At 57.4% G+C, this 15844-nt stretch carries 9 protein-coding genes; 5 read left to right on the forward strand and 4 right to left on the reverse strand.

The annotated features are described in order from the left end of the window. Window positions 1-354: 354 nt before the first annotated feature. Window positions 355-1110 carry a YheC/YheD family protein gene (locus tag N0M98_RS29870; RefSeq protein ID WP_259620062.1) on the reverse strand — a complete coding sequence of 252 codons (756 nt, stop codon included), beginning with the start codon at window positions 1108-1110 and terminating at the stop codon, window positions 355-357. 255 nt (window positions 1111-1365) lie between these two features. Between N0M98_RS29870 and N0M98_RS29875 the strand changes: the two genes are divergently transcribed. The 5 genes from N0M98_RS29875 (at window position 1366) to N0M98_RS29895 (ending at window position 8918) form a co-directional block, all read left to right on the forward strand. Next, complete coding sequence (locus N0M98_RS29875) at window positions 1366-3525, forward strand: AMP-binding protein (protein ID WP_259620063.1); 2160 nt, start codon at window positions 1366-1368, stop codon at window positions 3523-3525. Between the two features lie 81 nt (window positions 3526-3606). Next, window positions 3607-4854: a lysophospholipid transporter LplT gene (gene lplT / locus N0M98_RS29880; RefSeq protein ID WP_249861471.1), complete on the forward strand. Its 1248-nt coding sequence runs from the start codon at window positions 3607-3609 to the stop codon at window positions 4852-4854. 391 nt (window positions 4855-5245) lie between these two features. Then, a complete protein-coding gene (locus tag N0M98_RS29885) occupies window positions 5246-5446 on the forward strand; it encodes a cation transporter (RefSeq protein WP_249866440.1) in 201 nt (66 codons plus the stop codon). Window positions 5447-5514: 68 nt separating this feature from the next. Next, a complete protein-coding gene (locus N0M98_RS29890; protein WP_249861470.1) occupies window positions 5515-7938 on the forward strand; it encodes a heavy metal translocating P-type ATPase in 2424 nt (807 codons plus the stop codon). Window positions 7939-8069: 131 nt separating this feature from the next. Next, the gene (locus tag N0M98_RS29895) at window positions 8070-8918 is read left to right on the forward strand and encodes a DUF8832 domain-containing protein (protein WP_259620064.1); all 849 of its coding nucleotides are present in this window, start codon (window positions 8070-8072) and stop codon (window positions 8916-8918) included. Between the two features lie 192 nt (window positions 8919-9110). On the opposite strand, the gene N0M98_RS29900 is transcribed toward N0M98_RS29895, so the two are convergent. From N0M98_RS29900 to N0M98_RS29910, 3 genes are all read right to left on the reverse strand, one after another. Next, on the reverse strand, window positions 9111-11162 hold the full coding sequence (locus N0M98_RS29900; RefSeq protein WP_249861468.1) for a pectate lyase family protein: 2052 nt from the start codon (window positions 11160-11162) through the stop codon (window positions 9111-9113). A gap of 279 nt (window positions 11163-11441) precedes the next feature. Further along, window positions 11442-12443 (reverse strand): glycosyltransferase family 2 protein, encoded by a 1002-nt coding sequence (locus tag N0M98_RS29905; RefSeq protein WP_259620065.1) that lies wholly within the window; start codon window positions 12441-12443, stop codon window positions 11442-11444. A 27-nt stretch (window positions 12444-12470) separates the two neighbouring features. Continuing rightward, entirely contained in the window at window positions 12471-15809 is a 3339-nt protein-coding gene (locus N0M98_RS29910) for a glycosyltransferase family 39 protein (RefSeq protein ID WP_259620066.1), read from the reverse strand. Window positions 15810-15844 lie beyond the last annotated feature (35 nt).

Consider the following 15844-nt stretch of genomic DNA (forward strand, 5'->3'; position numbering starts at 1 on the left):
CCGAGCGCGATTTTTTTAAACATGAAGAGCCGCGCTTAGCTTAGTGTTGTCATTTTTAGGTACTACGCTAAAAAATTTTCAGGGTAGTGACGTGATGCTCTGAAGCTTATTCCGTCCGCATCCAGCCCAAGCTGGATCGGCGTCTAACCCTTCCTCTGGGATCGTTCTATCGGTAGACTTTCCTTTCGGGGGAGACCCCGGATTTCCACAGGAAGTTGCTGCGTATCATTTCCTAAACAACAAAAAAAGCCCGCCCGCTTAAGGCGGGAGAGCTCAAACCTGACGTACAATCAACGTCAACATCCACCTCGGCTGCAGCCATAGTATCCCCGAAAGCCCCCTGCGGAGCCGGGCTTACTTGCGTTTGGCCGCAGCGGCCGGATTGGCGTACGAAGTTATTTTGCGGTACATCGATTTGTCTTTCAGCATGCGGAACAAACCGAGCATCGGCATAAAGTTGACTTCAATGATCCACACCTTCCCGTTCTTATCCAGCCCCATATCGATGCCCAATGTGCGATTGCCCGGGTAATATTTACGCATTTGATGCGCCGTCGCCAAAGACACCTTATCGATGCTCCTCAGCGACTCTTCCGCCGACGATCCTTTCATATCGGATTGCCGGATAGCCGTCTTCACGGGAACGACCTTTCCCCTGCTCCTTCTGACGTTGGTGACGATATATCCTTTGCCGGCCACCTTCGCCAGCTTCCCGGTGACGTTCCAGCTGCCGCCTTTGCGGCGCTGCACCATAACCCGCAGATCGAAGGGGCGGCCGTGAATGCTGGCAAGAGAAATCCGCCGCTGAACGATATAGCCGCGCGAGGCTTTCCTCCGGACCAGCGACTCCAGCTTCTCTCTTCCCTCCACCTTCTTTTTGCTCGGGCCGTCATGCACCACGTAGCGGCCGTCTCCCGCATGCGATATGAGAAGTACGCCCTGGCCGCCGTAGCTGCCCGAAGGCTTCACGATCGCTTCGCCGTACCGGTCCAGCATTCGCCACAAGGCGGACGTATTCATCCGGTACGTCGCGGGCAGATGCGGCTTTACCTCCGAAGATCGCTTCAACACCCTGTATTTACTCCACTTGCTGCTGCTCCATTTTGCCATTCGAGTCTCCCCTTCTGCATCGAATAGGTACAGAATCCGCTTTCGCTAGAACAGCATATGAACCGCGGACCGAAGATGCTGTAGGCATTGCTCCATAACGCCCCCAAGTTGGGCAGGCCAGGGTACTATACAAAGTTAGTACTCTTCTTCGGCGCGCTTTGCATTTACAATACAAGTATGAATTAGCACCAGGTATTAAAAGCCCATCCTAGCGTATTCTCGCTTCGCTTTACGAAAAAAAAGGAGTGGATTCCGATGTCGTTTCTTATCCCGCTGCTTAGAGCGCTGCTGCGCATCTGCTTTCGTTTTAATATCTCCGGCCTTGAAAAGCTTGATTTCCGTCAGCCGACCATCCTGATGCCGAACCATGTTTCGCTGCTGGATGCCGTGCTGCTCGCCGCTTTTTTGCCGGAGGAAGCCGCATTTGTCGTCAACACGAAAATCGCGGCGCGCTTCAGGCTGCTGCTGAAGCTGCGCAGCCACATCACCGTCGATCCGCTGAACCCTTATTCGGTCAGAACGATGGTCAAGGTCGTGCAGAGCGGCGTCCCGCTCGTCCTGTTCCCCGAAGGGCGCATTACGACGACCGGCAGCATCATGAAGATTTATCCCGGTATCGCCTATATCGCTTTGAAGACCGGCGCGCGGCTCGTGCCGATCGCCATAGACGGAGCCGAGCGCTCCAAGCTCTCTTACATCGGCCGTCTCGTGCGGACGGCCTGGTTCCCTCGCATCGCCGTCCATATCGGCGATGCGTTCACGGTGGCGCCGCAGCCGGGCGTTCCGATGAAACGCCAAAAGGAGCGGGCCGCCGACGCCATCCTGCTCGCGCTGCAGGATGTGCTGCTCCGCGCCAGGTTGAAGCCGGGCGTCAACCTGTTCAACGAGCTGCTGCTGCAAGCGTCGCGCAGCGGCTGGGGCACCCCTGCCTGCGAAGACTTGTCGCAGGCGCTCAGCTACAGGAAGCTGGCCGCCGCTTCCTATATGTTCGCCCGCAAGCTGCGCCCGCTGCTTGCGGATCAAGGCGCCGCAGGCTTGCTGCTGCCGAGCTCGAACGGGCATGTCATCGCCCTGTTCGCCTTGTTCCGGCTCGGCGTAACGCCGGCGATGCTGAACTTCTCCGCAGGCCGGCAAAGCCTGCTGGACGCCTGCGAGACCGCCTCGCTGCGCACCGTCCTTACCTCGCGGGAGTTCGCCGCGAAGGCGAAGCTGGAGCCGGCGATCGAGGCGCTCGCGCAGCGTTGCCGCATCGTCTATCTGGAGGACGTTAAAGCCGAAGTCGGCCCAGCCGACAAACTGTCCGGCCTGCTGGACCTGATTCTGCGCCGCAAAGCTCCCGCCGCCGGAACGCCGTCCCGCAGCGGTTCGGCAACGGGCGGCAGCGAAGCCATTCTGTTCACCTCCGGCAGCGAGAGCAAGCCCAAGGGCGTCGTTCTCGGCCACGAACAACTGTACGCCAATATCCAGCAGGCCCGTGTCGTATTCGACTTCACCGAGGCGGATAAAATGTTCAATGCCTTGCCGATGTTCCACAGCTTCGGCCTTACCGTCGGCACGCTGCTGCCGCTGCTTACCGGCATGCCCGTCTATTTATATCCGAGCCCCCTTCATTACCGGGTGATTCCCGAGGTCGCCTACGACCGCAACGCGACGATTATCATCGGCACCTCGACATTCCTTGCAGGCTACGGCCGCGCGGCGCATCCGTTCGATTTTCGCTCGATCCGGTATGCCGTCGCCGGCGGAGAGAAGCTGAAGGACGAAGTGCGGGAATTGTGGAGCCGCAAGTTCGGCATCCGCGTATTGGAAGGCTACGGAACGACGGAGGCGGCTCCGGTCGTCTCGATCAATACGCCGCTTGCGAGCAAGCAGGGTACGCTCGGTCGGCTGCTGCCCGGTCTGCGTTCCAGAATCAGCCCGGTTCCCGGCATCGACAGCGGCGGCAGCCTGCAAATCCAGGGCCCCAATGTGATGAAAGGGTATTTGCTTCACGGCCAAGGCTTTGTCCCCTGCCCGGATTGGTATGACTGCGGAGATGTCGTAGAGACGGACGATGAAGGGTTCCTGACGATGAAGGCGAGATTGAAGCGATTTGCCAAAATCGGCGGAGAGATGATCTCCCTGCAATTGGTGGAGGAGTTGGCTGCCGCCTGCTACCGCGATTCGTCCCTCGCTCTGGCTGCGGTCAGCGTCCCGGACGGACGCAAGGGAGAGCGGATCGTGCTCTACGTGACGAAGCCGGTGCGCCTGCAGGAGCTGAAAGCGTACCTCGCGGCTCGCGGCAGCACCCCTCTCCTGCTCCCGTCCCGGACGGAGACGATCGACGCGATGCCGCTGCTCGGCAGCGGTAAGCCGGACTACGTGGCGCTGAAGCGGCTCGCCGGAGAAATTGAAATTGCCGGAGCCGAGGCCTAATTTCTAATTTCCCTTGTTCATCCTGGAGCTTTGGACGGTTCGACCGATAGATTACATGCTAATATAAAGGAGCGGATTCCGATGCAAACCCATGCCGCCGTCAAACCCGCACGCGCACCGCTGTCAACCAACCTGAAGGCGCTGAACGCGCTGTATGTGACGCAATTTTTATCCGCCTTCGCGGACAATATGTCGCTGCTCGTCATAGCAGGACTGCTGACCCGGGGCGGCTTCTCGGCCGAGTCTTTGGCCCTTGTGACGATGGCGTTTTTCCTGCCGTATATTATTCTCGCGCCCTTCGTCGGGCCGTTCGCCGATAAATATCCGAAATCCCGCGTGCTGATCGCGGGCAACGCCGTTAAGCTGCTCGGTATAGTTCTGCTGCTCCTCATCGATACGTCCGGCATCGTATGGCTGATGCTCTGTTATTTCACCGTAGGTGTCGGAGCGGTCATTTACTCGCCTGCCAAGTACGGCATTCTTCCCGAGCTGACGGGAACGAATGAAGAGCTGTTTAAGGCGAACTCCCGCATCGAGGCTTACACGATTCTGGCCATACTGACAGGCATCGGGGGCGGAGGCGCGGTCGTCGCGGCCGTCCCTCCCGTATACGCGTCTCTCGTATGCGCCGCGCTTTACGCCATCTCGTTAGCGATGACGCTGCGGATTCCGCGAATCCCCGGCGACGCGTCGATCCGATATGCGAAGGAAGCCCTCCTGTTCTACCGGAGCGCAGGGCGGCTCTTCCGCCATCCGGTCACCGCATTTTCGCTGGTCGGCACCGGAGCCTTCTGGATGAGCTCCGCCGTGCTGCGCACCGCCGTCTTGGCCTGGATTCCCGCGGCTCTCGGCTATAAGGAAGGCGATGTCCGGGTATCGCTGCTGCTCGCTACGACCTCGATCGGCATCATTATCGGGGCATTCCTCGCTCCGAGGCTCGTGACGCTTACACATTTTTACCGTTCGGTCCGTTTCGGCTTCATCATGGCGGTCCTGGTGCTGCTCTTCCCGTGGATTCACCATACCGGGGTCGCTATCGCGTTTCTGTTGGCGGTCGGCTGTATGGGCGGCGTCTTTATCGTGCCGATGAATACGGTGCTGCAGGAGGAAGGCCTGCGCATAGCCGGAGCCGGCAAAACGATCGCCGTGCAAAATCTGACGGAAAATACGCTGATGCTGGTAGGATCTGCACTTTACTACGCGGCTGTAAATTATGGAGCTTCCATCTCCGGCGCTATCGTTTTGCAAGGAGGATTGCTTCTCTTATTCCTCGTCTATCTGGGTTTGCGGATCGGCAAAGTAAAGCCTGAGGTTCGGCAGCAGAACTGATCGTTCCGCGGGGCAGCCGCCGAAGCCGCCGTCGGTCCCGCCCGCACACCGCCGATTCCGGAACGGTACGCTTATTGCATTCATGAGTGCGCATTAGCGCAATCCGAGCGTTAATCCAACCGTTAGCCGCAGATTAACGAACTGCCGCCGTACTGCCGTCCCGAACTCAGTCTACGGAGCTTGTCTCCCGCGCAGCGGTTCGGGGCGTTTTTTCTTGAATCGAAACGCCATGGCCGCTCTCCCCCTTTCGGCAGAAGCCGTTGATCCGGCTTGACGAAACATTGCCAAATGACCATTGACATACCCCGTGGGGGTATATTATAGTATAGACAGAAGGCAGGAAACAACCATCCTCCGTTCATAAAAATATTCCTTAAAGGAGAAGATAATGATGCAAACTATCGTACTGAAAGTGGAAGGCATGTCATGCGGGCATTGCGTTAATTCGATAGAAGGCGCCTTGAAGCGGATCGGCGCGCAGGGCAAAGTCGATTTGGGCGCGAAGAGCGTATCCGTCCAATTCGAGGAAGCCAAGCTTACGGCACAGGCGATCAAAGAAACGATCGAAGAACAAGGATATGACGTCGTATAATTCGGCGCTGTTCTTTTTTTTGACAGATATATACCCCCCACAGGTATATTGAAGGGAGCAAGATTATTATGGAACAACAACAGCAGCAGCAGCAATCGACGATGCAAATATCGGGAATGACCTGCGCCGCCTGCGCCAACCGGATCGAAAAAGGACTGAAACGGCTGGACGGCGTTACGGGCGCCAATGTCAATTTTGCATTGGAGAGAGCGTCCGTCACCTATGATCCGGACAAAGTCAGCCTGCACAGCCTGGAGCAAAAAATTCAGGCTCTCGGTTATGATACGGTAAAAGAAACCGCCGATTTTACGCTCACCGGCATGACCTGCGCCGCTTGCGCGGCCAAGATTGAGAAGGTGCTCGGCAAGCTCCCCGGGGTCAGCTCTGCCGTTGTAAACTTCGCTCTCGAAACGGCGCATGTGGAATACGACTCGGGCGAGGTTACCGTCGAAGATATGATCGCGCGGGTCCGCAAAATCGGCTACGACGCTCATCTTAAGCAGGAGCAGGCTGCCGAAGGAGACCGCCGCCATAAGGAAATCGCATCGCAAAAGAGCAGGCTGTGGATTTCGGCCGTTCTTTCCTTGCCTTTGCTGTGGGCGATGGTAAGCCACTTCACGTTCACTTCGTGGATTTACTTGCCGGCGTTTCTGATGAACCCTTGGGTTCAACTGGTGCTCGCCGCTCCGGTACAATTTATCATCGGCAGGCAGTTTTACGTCGGCGCCTATAAAGCGCTGCGCAATAAGAGCGCGAATATGGACGTTCTGGTCGCCCTAGGGACTTCCGCCGCCTTTTTCTACAGCCTGTATTTGACGCTGCAGTGGGCTGCGGGCGCTTCCGGCCATCACGCCCCCGAAATGTATTACGAAACGAGCGCCGTGCTGATCACGCTTATCCTGCTCGGCAAATTGTTTGAGGTGTTGGCGAAAGGCCGCACGTCGGAAGCGATCAAGAAGCTGATGGGACTGCAAGCCAAGACCGCTCTCGTCGTGCGGGAAGGCCAAGAATTGGCGATTCCCTTGGAAGAAGTGCTCGCCGGAGACATCGTCATCGTCAAACCGGGTGAGAAAATTCCGGTCGACGGCGAGGTGCTCGAAGGAAGCTCCTCCGTCGATGAGTCGATGCTTACCGGCGAAAGCTTGCCTGTGGAGAAAAAAGCGGGAGACGCCGTGATCGGCGCCACCGTCAACAACAACGGCAGCTTAAAGGTAAAGGCGACCAAGGTCGGCAAAGAAACCGCGCTCGCGCAAATTATTAAGGTCGTTGAAGACGCGCAAGGCTCCAAAGCGCCGATTCAGCGCGTCGCCGACCGAATCTCGGGAATTTTCGTTCCTATTGTCGTCGGCATCGCCCTGATCGTCTTTCTCATCTGGTATTTCGCCATAGCTCCCGGCGACTTCGCCGGCGCGCTGGAAAAAGCGATCGCCGTGCTCGTCATCGCCTGCCCCTGCGCCTTGGGGCTGGCTACGCCGACTTCCATCATGGCCGGCTCCGGCCGCGCCGCGGAATTCGGCATCCTGTTCAAAGGCGGCGAGCATCTGGAATCCATGCATAAAATCGAGACGGTCGTTCTCGATAAAACCGGGACGGTGACCAAAGGCAAGCCTTCTCTCACCGATATTTGGGTTCCCGAGCTGGACGAAGCCGAAGTGCTCGCTCTGGCCGCTTCGGCCGAGAAGCAATCCGAGCATCCGCTGGCCGAAGCCATCGTAGAGGGCATTCGCGCCAAAGGCATTGCGCTGCGTCCCGTCGAGCGCTTCGAGGCGGTTCCCGGCTACGGCATCCGCGCCGTCGTCGGCTCGAAGGAGGTGCTGGTCGGCACACGCAAACTGCTCGCCGAAGCCTCCGTGGATTACAGCGCTGCCGGGCGGCGGATGGAGCAGCTCGAAGCCGAAGGCAAGACCGCCATGCTGATCGCCGTTGACGGCCGATTCGCCGGTTTGGCCGCCGTAGCGGACACGATCAAGGAATCGTCCCGCGAAGCCGTATCCCGCCTGCAGCAGATGGGCATCGAGGTCGTCATGATGACCGGGGACAACGAGCGGACGGCTCAGGCGATCGCCAAACAAGTCGGCATTACCCGGGTGCTGGCCGAAGTGCTGCCGGAGGGCAAAGCCGCCGAAGTGAAGAAGCTGCAGGCCGAAGGCCGCCGGGTGGCGATGGTCGGCGACGGCATCAACGACGCCCCTGCTCTGGCTACCGCCGACGTAGGCCTGGCCATTGGCACAGGCACCGATATCGCGATGGAGGCTGCGGACATCACGCTCATGCGCGGCGAATTGACCGGCATTCCCGACGCGATGCTGATGAGCAGAAAGACGATGGCCAATATTAAACAGAATTTGTTTTGGGCGCTCGCCTACAATTCGCTTGGCATTCCTATCGCGGCCATCGGGCTGCTGGCTCCATGGGTCGCCGGCGCCGCTATGGCGCTGAGCTCGGTGTCCGTTGTGCTCAACGCGCTGCGGCTCCAGCGGGTAAAATTGTAACGTTGTCCCGCCGCTGCGGCCACATGACAACTGAAAATACAATCATCGCATGCGTTAAAATCCGCATCTTCCGGCGAGAATGTATATGTATATTCGGCATATCGCATGCCTTGCAGAAAAGAGGAATGATTATGAAAAAAGCTACGGCGGCTCTTCTGTTGGCCGCCGCCTTGTTGAGCGCTTGCTCCAAAGCGGCTCCCGCCCAAAGCGGACATGAAGGCATGGATATGAGCAGCAGCGATCATGGGGCCCATGCAGGGCATGAAATCGGCGAAACGGCCAAAGCGGCGGCTGTCAAAGCCGCTTTCTCCTTTAAACCGGAGCGGCCGCAAGCCGGTAAGGATACGAATGTCTCGATCCAAATTTCGGACAGCGCCGGCAACCCGGTCGATAAGTTCGATGTCAGCCACGAGCAGCAAATGCATTTGATTGTCGTAAGCAAAGACTTGTCGTATTTCGAGCACATCCATCCCGCCTACCAAGGCAAAGGTGTGTTCGATGTAACGGCCAAGCTCCCCGTCGCAGGGGAATATAAGCTGTTCGCCGACTTCGTTCCTTCAGGTCAAGGCTCCGTAACCAGGAGCCAATGGGTGACCGTTCAAGGCAACGCGCCGAAGCCTCAGCCGATTCAGCCGGACGCAAGCTTAACCAAAACGGCGGACGGCAAAGAAGTGACGCTGGCGACCGGCAAGCTGGAAGCGGGCAAGGAAGCCTCGCTTACTTTTACGATCAAGGACGCCGCCACGAAGCAGCCTATTACGAACTTGCAGCCGTATCTCGGCGCCGTCGGGCATGTCGTTATATTAAGCGACGATGCCGAGCAGTATTTGCACGTGCACCCGATGGAGGAAAAGGCAAGCGGACCTGACGCAAAATTTATGACGACGTTCCCTAAGAGCGGCGTTTATAAAGTATGGGGGCAGTTCCAGCATGAAGGTAAAGTGTTTACCGTACCTTTCGTAGTCAAGGTCTCGTCGTAATACCCGCTTCTGCCTATAAAGCCGCAGTTTCTGCCGTATCGCATTCGAAATCCGCCAAAGAGGCCGCCGCAGCGTGAACTGCCTCCTTCAAGCAGCCGGTTTCTTCAGTAAACCTGTCTACTTAGTAGGAGCTATCCATTCGCTGCAGCGGCCTCTTATTTGCTTACAATACGATACGTGACTTGCTGCGGGTTAATAGCTCGTAGCGAGCCAGTTCTGCTTCGACCAACTCAGCTTTCCCGCGCCGGAGCCGTTGGAGGCGGTCAGCCTGCTTTTCAGCGTTGCCGGGTCATCGGCCGTATACGAATAAGGCAGAGAGGTGAAGCCGTTCCAGGAGAACGCCTTGACCGGCGCCGGCACCGGAGCAAGCGGACTGCCCGACGTGTCGCTGCCGCCGCGGAAGGAGCTGCCGTCCAGCGAATACATCGTATCCAGAACGCGGATTTTGCCCGTATAGCTGGCATCGCCGGCATCCGCCTGATTGTTGCGCACCGGAGAAGCTACGTCGATGATCTGCGATTTCTCCAGCAGCACCGCCCCGTCCTCGGTAGAGATCGCCCCGTTGCTCGTCACTCCGAAATGATAGCCTTTCGAGGAAATCGCCGAAGCCATGGCGGATGTAATTTTTTGCTTGGCAGCCCACGCGGCGGCATTATCCATCACGATGTTGTAAGCATGAGCGTTGCCGCCTCTTAAACGCGGCATGCGGTCTTGAATATCCTGATAATAGTTATGATGCAGCGTAATCTGCAAATCGGCATTGTCCGAAGCGAATTCCGTCGCGCCGACCAGATGCCCTTTCTTTTGCGAAGCGGTGATCGCTATAATATCGTCCTTGCTGAGTCCGACCGCGCTGCTACGCAAATAGGCGTACATCGGATAAGCCGACGGATTGGCTTCCAATGCGTTAATTTGCTGGGTTACCCAGCTGCCCGAGCTGCGGTCGTCGCCGCGGAACGTAGACCAGGAAATGGTGACGCCGCTGCTGCCTTTTTTCACGTCGACCAGACCGTCATACGCTTTGTTGAACGTGCAATGGTCGATCCACACTTTGGAGGAAGCGCCTTCAATGGTAATGTAATCCCAATCGTTTTTGTCGTAATTGCCCTTGCTTGCTTCGTCCCACTCCCACAGCTCGTCGAATTCGAGATTGCGGATAATCAGGTTCGAGCTGCGTTTGATATCCAGAGCCGCATGCTTGATCTTCGCGCCGTTCGCCGAGAAGATCGTGAGCCCGTTGAAGCTGTCGATCGTCACTTTGCTGACCCCCGTCGTCTTCAGCACCGGATGGGTAAGCGGCGAGTTGTTGGCAGCAAACGGCGATGTTTGCGCCGCGGAAGGAATCTCATTCCAGCCCAGGTTCAGATCGTTCATAATCTCGACGACTTTGACCCCGGAGCCTTTTTTGAGCGCCACGGCCAGATCGGTTGCATTATATACCTTTTTATAGCGGGAATCCGTCTCCGCAATGCTGCCCCCGCCCGTATTGCCCGCCGAGAATCCGGCCAGATTATACTGGCTGTTTCCGCCCGCCGGAGGTGTTGGCGTTGGTGTTGGCGTCGGTGTTGGCGTTGGTGTCGGCGTCGGTGTTGGTGTCGGTGTCGGTGTCGAGGAACCGCTGTCGGAAACGGTAATATTATCGAACTTCGTCTTCGTCTTGTAAGCGACCAGGCCTACGGCTCCGGCCGTCAGGCTCGAATCGGTCGCGCTGAGCTGCAGCGTGCCGTTGACGTACATTTTGATGGAGGAGCCGCTCAGCTCCAGCTTCACTGTATACCAGGTGCCCGCTGCAAGGCCAAAGTTCGTTTTGGTAGCCAAGTTAGTTGTGGAACCGTTTACTTTTTTACGGATTTCCAATGTGCCTCCGCTGCTGTTGTACAACGATGCCGCATAGAAATTGTTGCCGTCCTGATAACGCCCCGCTACATAAGCCCGGTTCGAGCCGTTAAAGTCCTCAACCTTGACCTTGGCTTCAACCGTATAATCGGTCCAAGACTGGCTTCCCGCCGAAGTCCTGCCTTCGCTCGTGCTCGATTGGTAGTAGACATAACTGCCGTTATCCTGCACGACCGACCATGTGCCCGTTGTCGGCGTCCAGCCTGTGGAATTGCCGTCCTCGAAATCGTCGCTGAACAGTGTCGCGGCGCTGGCCGGATACATGACAAACAGCGATAGGAGAAGAGCAAAGCATACGACGATCGCCGCATTTTTATAGCCTTTTTTCCAACTCATTACCATTCCCATAACGAACCTCCCGTTTGGACTAAAATACAGCCGTTTAAAAGCCTGGTGAAAAAGCTCGCTGCGACGCCTATTTGAACTTCCAATCAATGCCCGTCGCGGATTTCTTAAATGGCTGTCCCGTGAAACGGTTGAAATCCGCGGACAAAGGCGATCGCTCACGCTTTTTCAGATTCAAATGGCCCCTCCGTTCGTTTTTCACCGGTTTTTTAAAAGCCGGCAAACCAGCATTCTCTCTACCTCCCCCTTCGCCTCACCTCCTCTCTTGCCGCGTCGCCGCTTTCATCGGAGAATCCCTTGCCGCTCCGCCTCCCGTTCACGCTTCCCGGCGTTGTCCGCACTCTCTTCCCCGTACCCGGTTTTATCCCAAATAATATAAAGCGGCCTGCCCTTGCTCTCATCATAAATGCGCCCGATATATTCCCCGATAATGCCGAGAATGATCAGCACGATCCCATTAAAAAACAAATTGATGGCCACGATCGAGGACCAGCCCGTAATCGTCGTATCGGTAAACAGCCTTTGATAGACGATGACCAGAATATAGACGAAGCTGAGGAGGGATAGGACGAAACCGAGGTAAGCGGCCAGCTTCAACGGTTTGTAAGAAAAGGAAGCGATCGCGTCGACGGCAAAGCGAATCATTTTGCGCAGCGGGTATTTGGTATCCCCGGCCCACCTCTCCTCGCGCGTGTACTCCACGAACGTTTGCCGGAACCCGGTCCAGCTGACCAAGCCGCGCACATAACGGTTGCGCTCCGTCAACGATTTCATCACGTCGCATACTTTGCGGTCGATCAGGCGAAAATCTCCCGCATCCACCGGGATGTCGACGCTCGTCATCGATTTCAGCATGCGGTAGAACATGTGCGCGCTCGTTTTCTTAAACCAAGTCTCTCCTTCGCGCTTCAGCCGCTTGCCGTAGACGACGTCGTAGCCTTGCTTCCATTTGCCGATCATTTGCACAATGACTCCGGGCGGGTCCTGAAGATCGGCGTCGATGATGACCACCGCATCGCCCTCCGCATAGTCCATCCCGGCCGTTATCGCCACCTGATGACCGAAATTGCGGGCAAAGCCCAGCATACGCACGCAAGGATCGTTGCGGCTGATTTCCTTGACGATCGAGGCTGTCCGATCCCTGCTCCCGTCATCGACGAACAGCAGCTCGTACGGCTCGCCCAGCGTATCCATAACCTGCTTCAGCCTTGCATAGGTTTCGGCGATGACCTCCTGCTCGTTAAACATCGGAACGATGACGGTATAGCGGATGTACGTCTGCATGGACGCTCCCTCCTTTCGGATAATAGGTTAAAAAAACTGCCACTGCGGAAACCATTTCAGCACATGCTCCGCATAAGAGCGGCTTACGACGAGGCCGGACAGCACCGGATAAAACAGCGCGAAACCGACGGCGGCCGCCCCCAGATACAGGTACAGCCAGCGCTTGCTTGCGGGGTTCGTTTCCTTCCAATGCCGGTAATAATAAACGATCGCCAAAATCGAGAACGGAACCATCGCAAAATAATGATAAAGAAACGTCAGCCTCGGCACGAGCATCCACGGAACATACTGCGAGAAAAAGGCGATGACGATAAACAGCGCCTTCGGGCAGCGGGTCCGAAGGCCCCGCACGAGCAGCAGCACGATCGCCGCGAATCCCGTCCACCATACGAGCGGATTGCCGATCGCCGCAATGCTGGATATTTGGCCGGGAGGCAGCTCCGCGGCGCCGTAATACCATACGGGCCTTGCCATAATCGGCCACTGCCACCATTCGGAGCTGAACGGATGCGTCGCTTTAAGCTGGCTGTGATAGCTGAACATGTTTTTTTGATACGTCCATACATCCGCAAGTCCGTGCCCGGGGCCGGGCACCATCATAAACGGAATGTAGGACATGACGTAGATCGCCGCCGGGATGATGACGAAAAAGCCGCAGCAAAACAGCAGTGTCATGAGCGCCCGGAACGGAAACACATCGGCAATAGCTTTAAGTCGGGCCGCCCGCTGTGCATCCGTCCGAGGCTCGCGGGCAAGCTCTCTCACCGCCAGCCGGTATTCTCTGTAATGAAGCGCCAGCGATAGGAAGAACATGACGGCCAGTCCCGCTCCCGCATAAAGCGCGATCCATTTGGACGCCGCTCCCAAGCCGAAAAACAGGCCGCTCAGCCCGAGAGGGATGAACGATCTTGTCCACGACTCGGCCAGCAGGCTCTCCCCGCAATACCGATACATATAGTAGAACATCAGCAGGATGAAAAATACGCCGTACACATCGATGGTCGCAATGCGCGTCTGGACAAAATGCAGGGCGTCCGCCGCCATCAGGAAGCTGCAGACAAACGCATATTCGCTCCGGCCGAACAGCCGTTTGCCGAACACATACATGATCGGAAGCATGGCGATGCCGAGCATCGTTCCGACAATGCGCCAGCCGAAAGGATTCATCCCGAATAGCGCAATCCCTAGCGAAATGAACAGCTTGCCGAGCGGCGGATGCGTCGATTCGTAAGGCTCGATCTTATGCAGATGCTCGTACGCCGTACGGGCGTGATAAATTTCGTCGAAATAAGCGCCGTTCATGTACGTGGGCGTGTACGCCGCCTTGCTCTGCTCATCGGCAAGCCGCGCGACCGCCTCCGCCGTAGCGGGATTTACCCGCTCGCCTTGCACCGAACGAATCGGCGCCGGCTGCCGGCTCCCTTCGGCGTAGACGGCGATTTCGTTCAACGTAAACGTCGGCTGCTTCACCGTCAGCCGGATATACTGCCCGGTCTCATTGACGGGGATCACCTGCCACATCAGTACCTTGAACACATCGGCGGAAACTTCGACAGGCTCCGTCCAGGCAAGTCCGTCCTCGCTGATTTCATACGTGAAGCTGCCGTCCCCGATCCCTTCGAAGCTGTTGATCCGCTCGATCGGCCGCTTCTCGCCCAGATCGATGACGATCCGCTCCCCGGCCTCCGTCGCCTGCCATCCCGTCTCCGGCGCCTCGGTCGAGCCGAGATGATAGAAGGCGAGCACGGAATACGCCAGCACAAGCGCGCCCAGCAGCAGCGTGTCTTTGCGCCCCCAGTTCAGCGGATAGACGCGCGGAAGCAGCTTCAGCAAGCCGCTTCGCTCCGTATCCTCCGCCGCCGCGCTTAGCTGCGCGTTGCTCTCGAGGGAAGCCAAGCGGGCGGCGGAACGCCCCTCGTCGCTCGCCTTGCCGCGGCGATCGGCCCCGCCGCCATCTTCCCGGGCGGTTCCGCCCGCGAGCATGACCGTGCTCTGCCGAACGATCAGCAGCCATGCGGTTACGCATAAGAATGCGAACAATATGACGTTCGTCAGCGAAACGGCTCTCAGCACCGCATCTCCCGGAGCGATATGGTATTCTTGGCGAAAGCTTGCCGTCAGCACTTGACCGACGTTGATATAATGGGTCACACTGAAGCCGATGAACAACAGCAGCAGCCTCCGGTCCTTGGACCGTATGAAGCCGTACAGCAGCAGCGGCAGCGCGTAAAACAAATAGCGCTCGTGCATTTTCGTCAGCACCGTGAAAGCCCCCGCCATCAGCAGAGCGCCGATCACGGCGAGCTGCGACTCGTCCCGTTTGCTTTTGAAATACAAGAAGGCCGCAAACACGAGCAAGCAAGCCATCAGCAGCGCGCTCCATGTCTGGTAGCTAAGCAAGAGCATCTTCTCTGCGACCGGAGCAAAATTGCCTCCGAGCAGCGCCATCAGATTATACGCGTTCAAGCTGGCGTACGGGTAAGAGGACAGCGTGCCGAAATACAGGCTGAACAGCCAGAACGGCCCCTTATGAATCAGAAACGGAGCGGCCAGCAAGACGACAGCGCCCAGTCCGAGCCCGAGGCAGACAGCCAGCTCACGCCACGAACGGCGGCGGACAAAGATAAACAGCAGCAGCGGCCCGAACAAAAGCGCCTGCGGCTTGATCAAGAGCGCAACCGCATAAAGCACGGCCGCCGGCCTCAGCTTCCCCTGCGACAACGCTTCGAACAGCAGAAGCACCCACAGCATGAAAAATGAATCTACTTGCCCCCAAGCGGCCGAGTCGGCGATCACCGCCGGATTCAGCAAATAAAGCGCTGCCGAGCCCGCAGCGGCGGCTAAATTCCCGGTATACCGGATAGCCAGGCGGTAAAGCAAATACGAGCCGAGCATATCCGCGGCGATCGCCGGACTTTTCAGCAGCAGCAAAAACGCGGGATCATCGAACGGCATGTTCAGATGCTCTCTCAGCCATCCGATGACATACAGCACGTAGATATAACCCGGCGGATAATCGGCGAACATATCCTCCGTATAAAAGCCCGCAAGACCTGCGGAAGCCGCATGCGCCGCCCATGCCTTGAACGTGTTGACATCGACGTCATAACCGTAAACATGCCAAGCTATAACGACGCGGATAATGAATCCCGCCGCAAGTATCGCCGACAAGAGCAGCCTATGTTCCGAAGCGTTCCTGCGCCGCAGCCCGCTCCCCTTGTCCATATAACGGTAAACGAAAAAGCATAACAGCATGAAGAGCAAGCTGCACAGCCATGTAGTGATGATGATCCTCGCCCCCAGGTGGTTAGTAGAGTCTCGCCGCTTATTGCAGGGCAGGATGGGAGCGGCCCGGGAAGAAAGCATTTCCCCCGGGTCCTCCTCTTACCTCAGTTATACCC

It is taken from the genome of Paenibacillus doosanensis, from assembly GCF_025060755.1.
In the GTDB taxonomy this organism is placed as follows: domain Bacteria; phylum Bacillota; class Bacilli; order Paenibacillales; family NBRC-103111; genus Paenibacillus_S; species Paenibacillus_S doosanensis.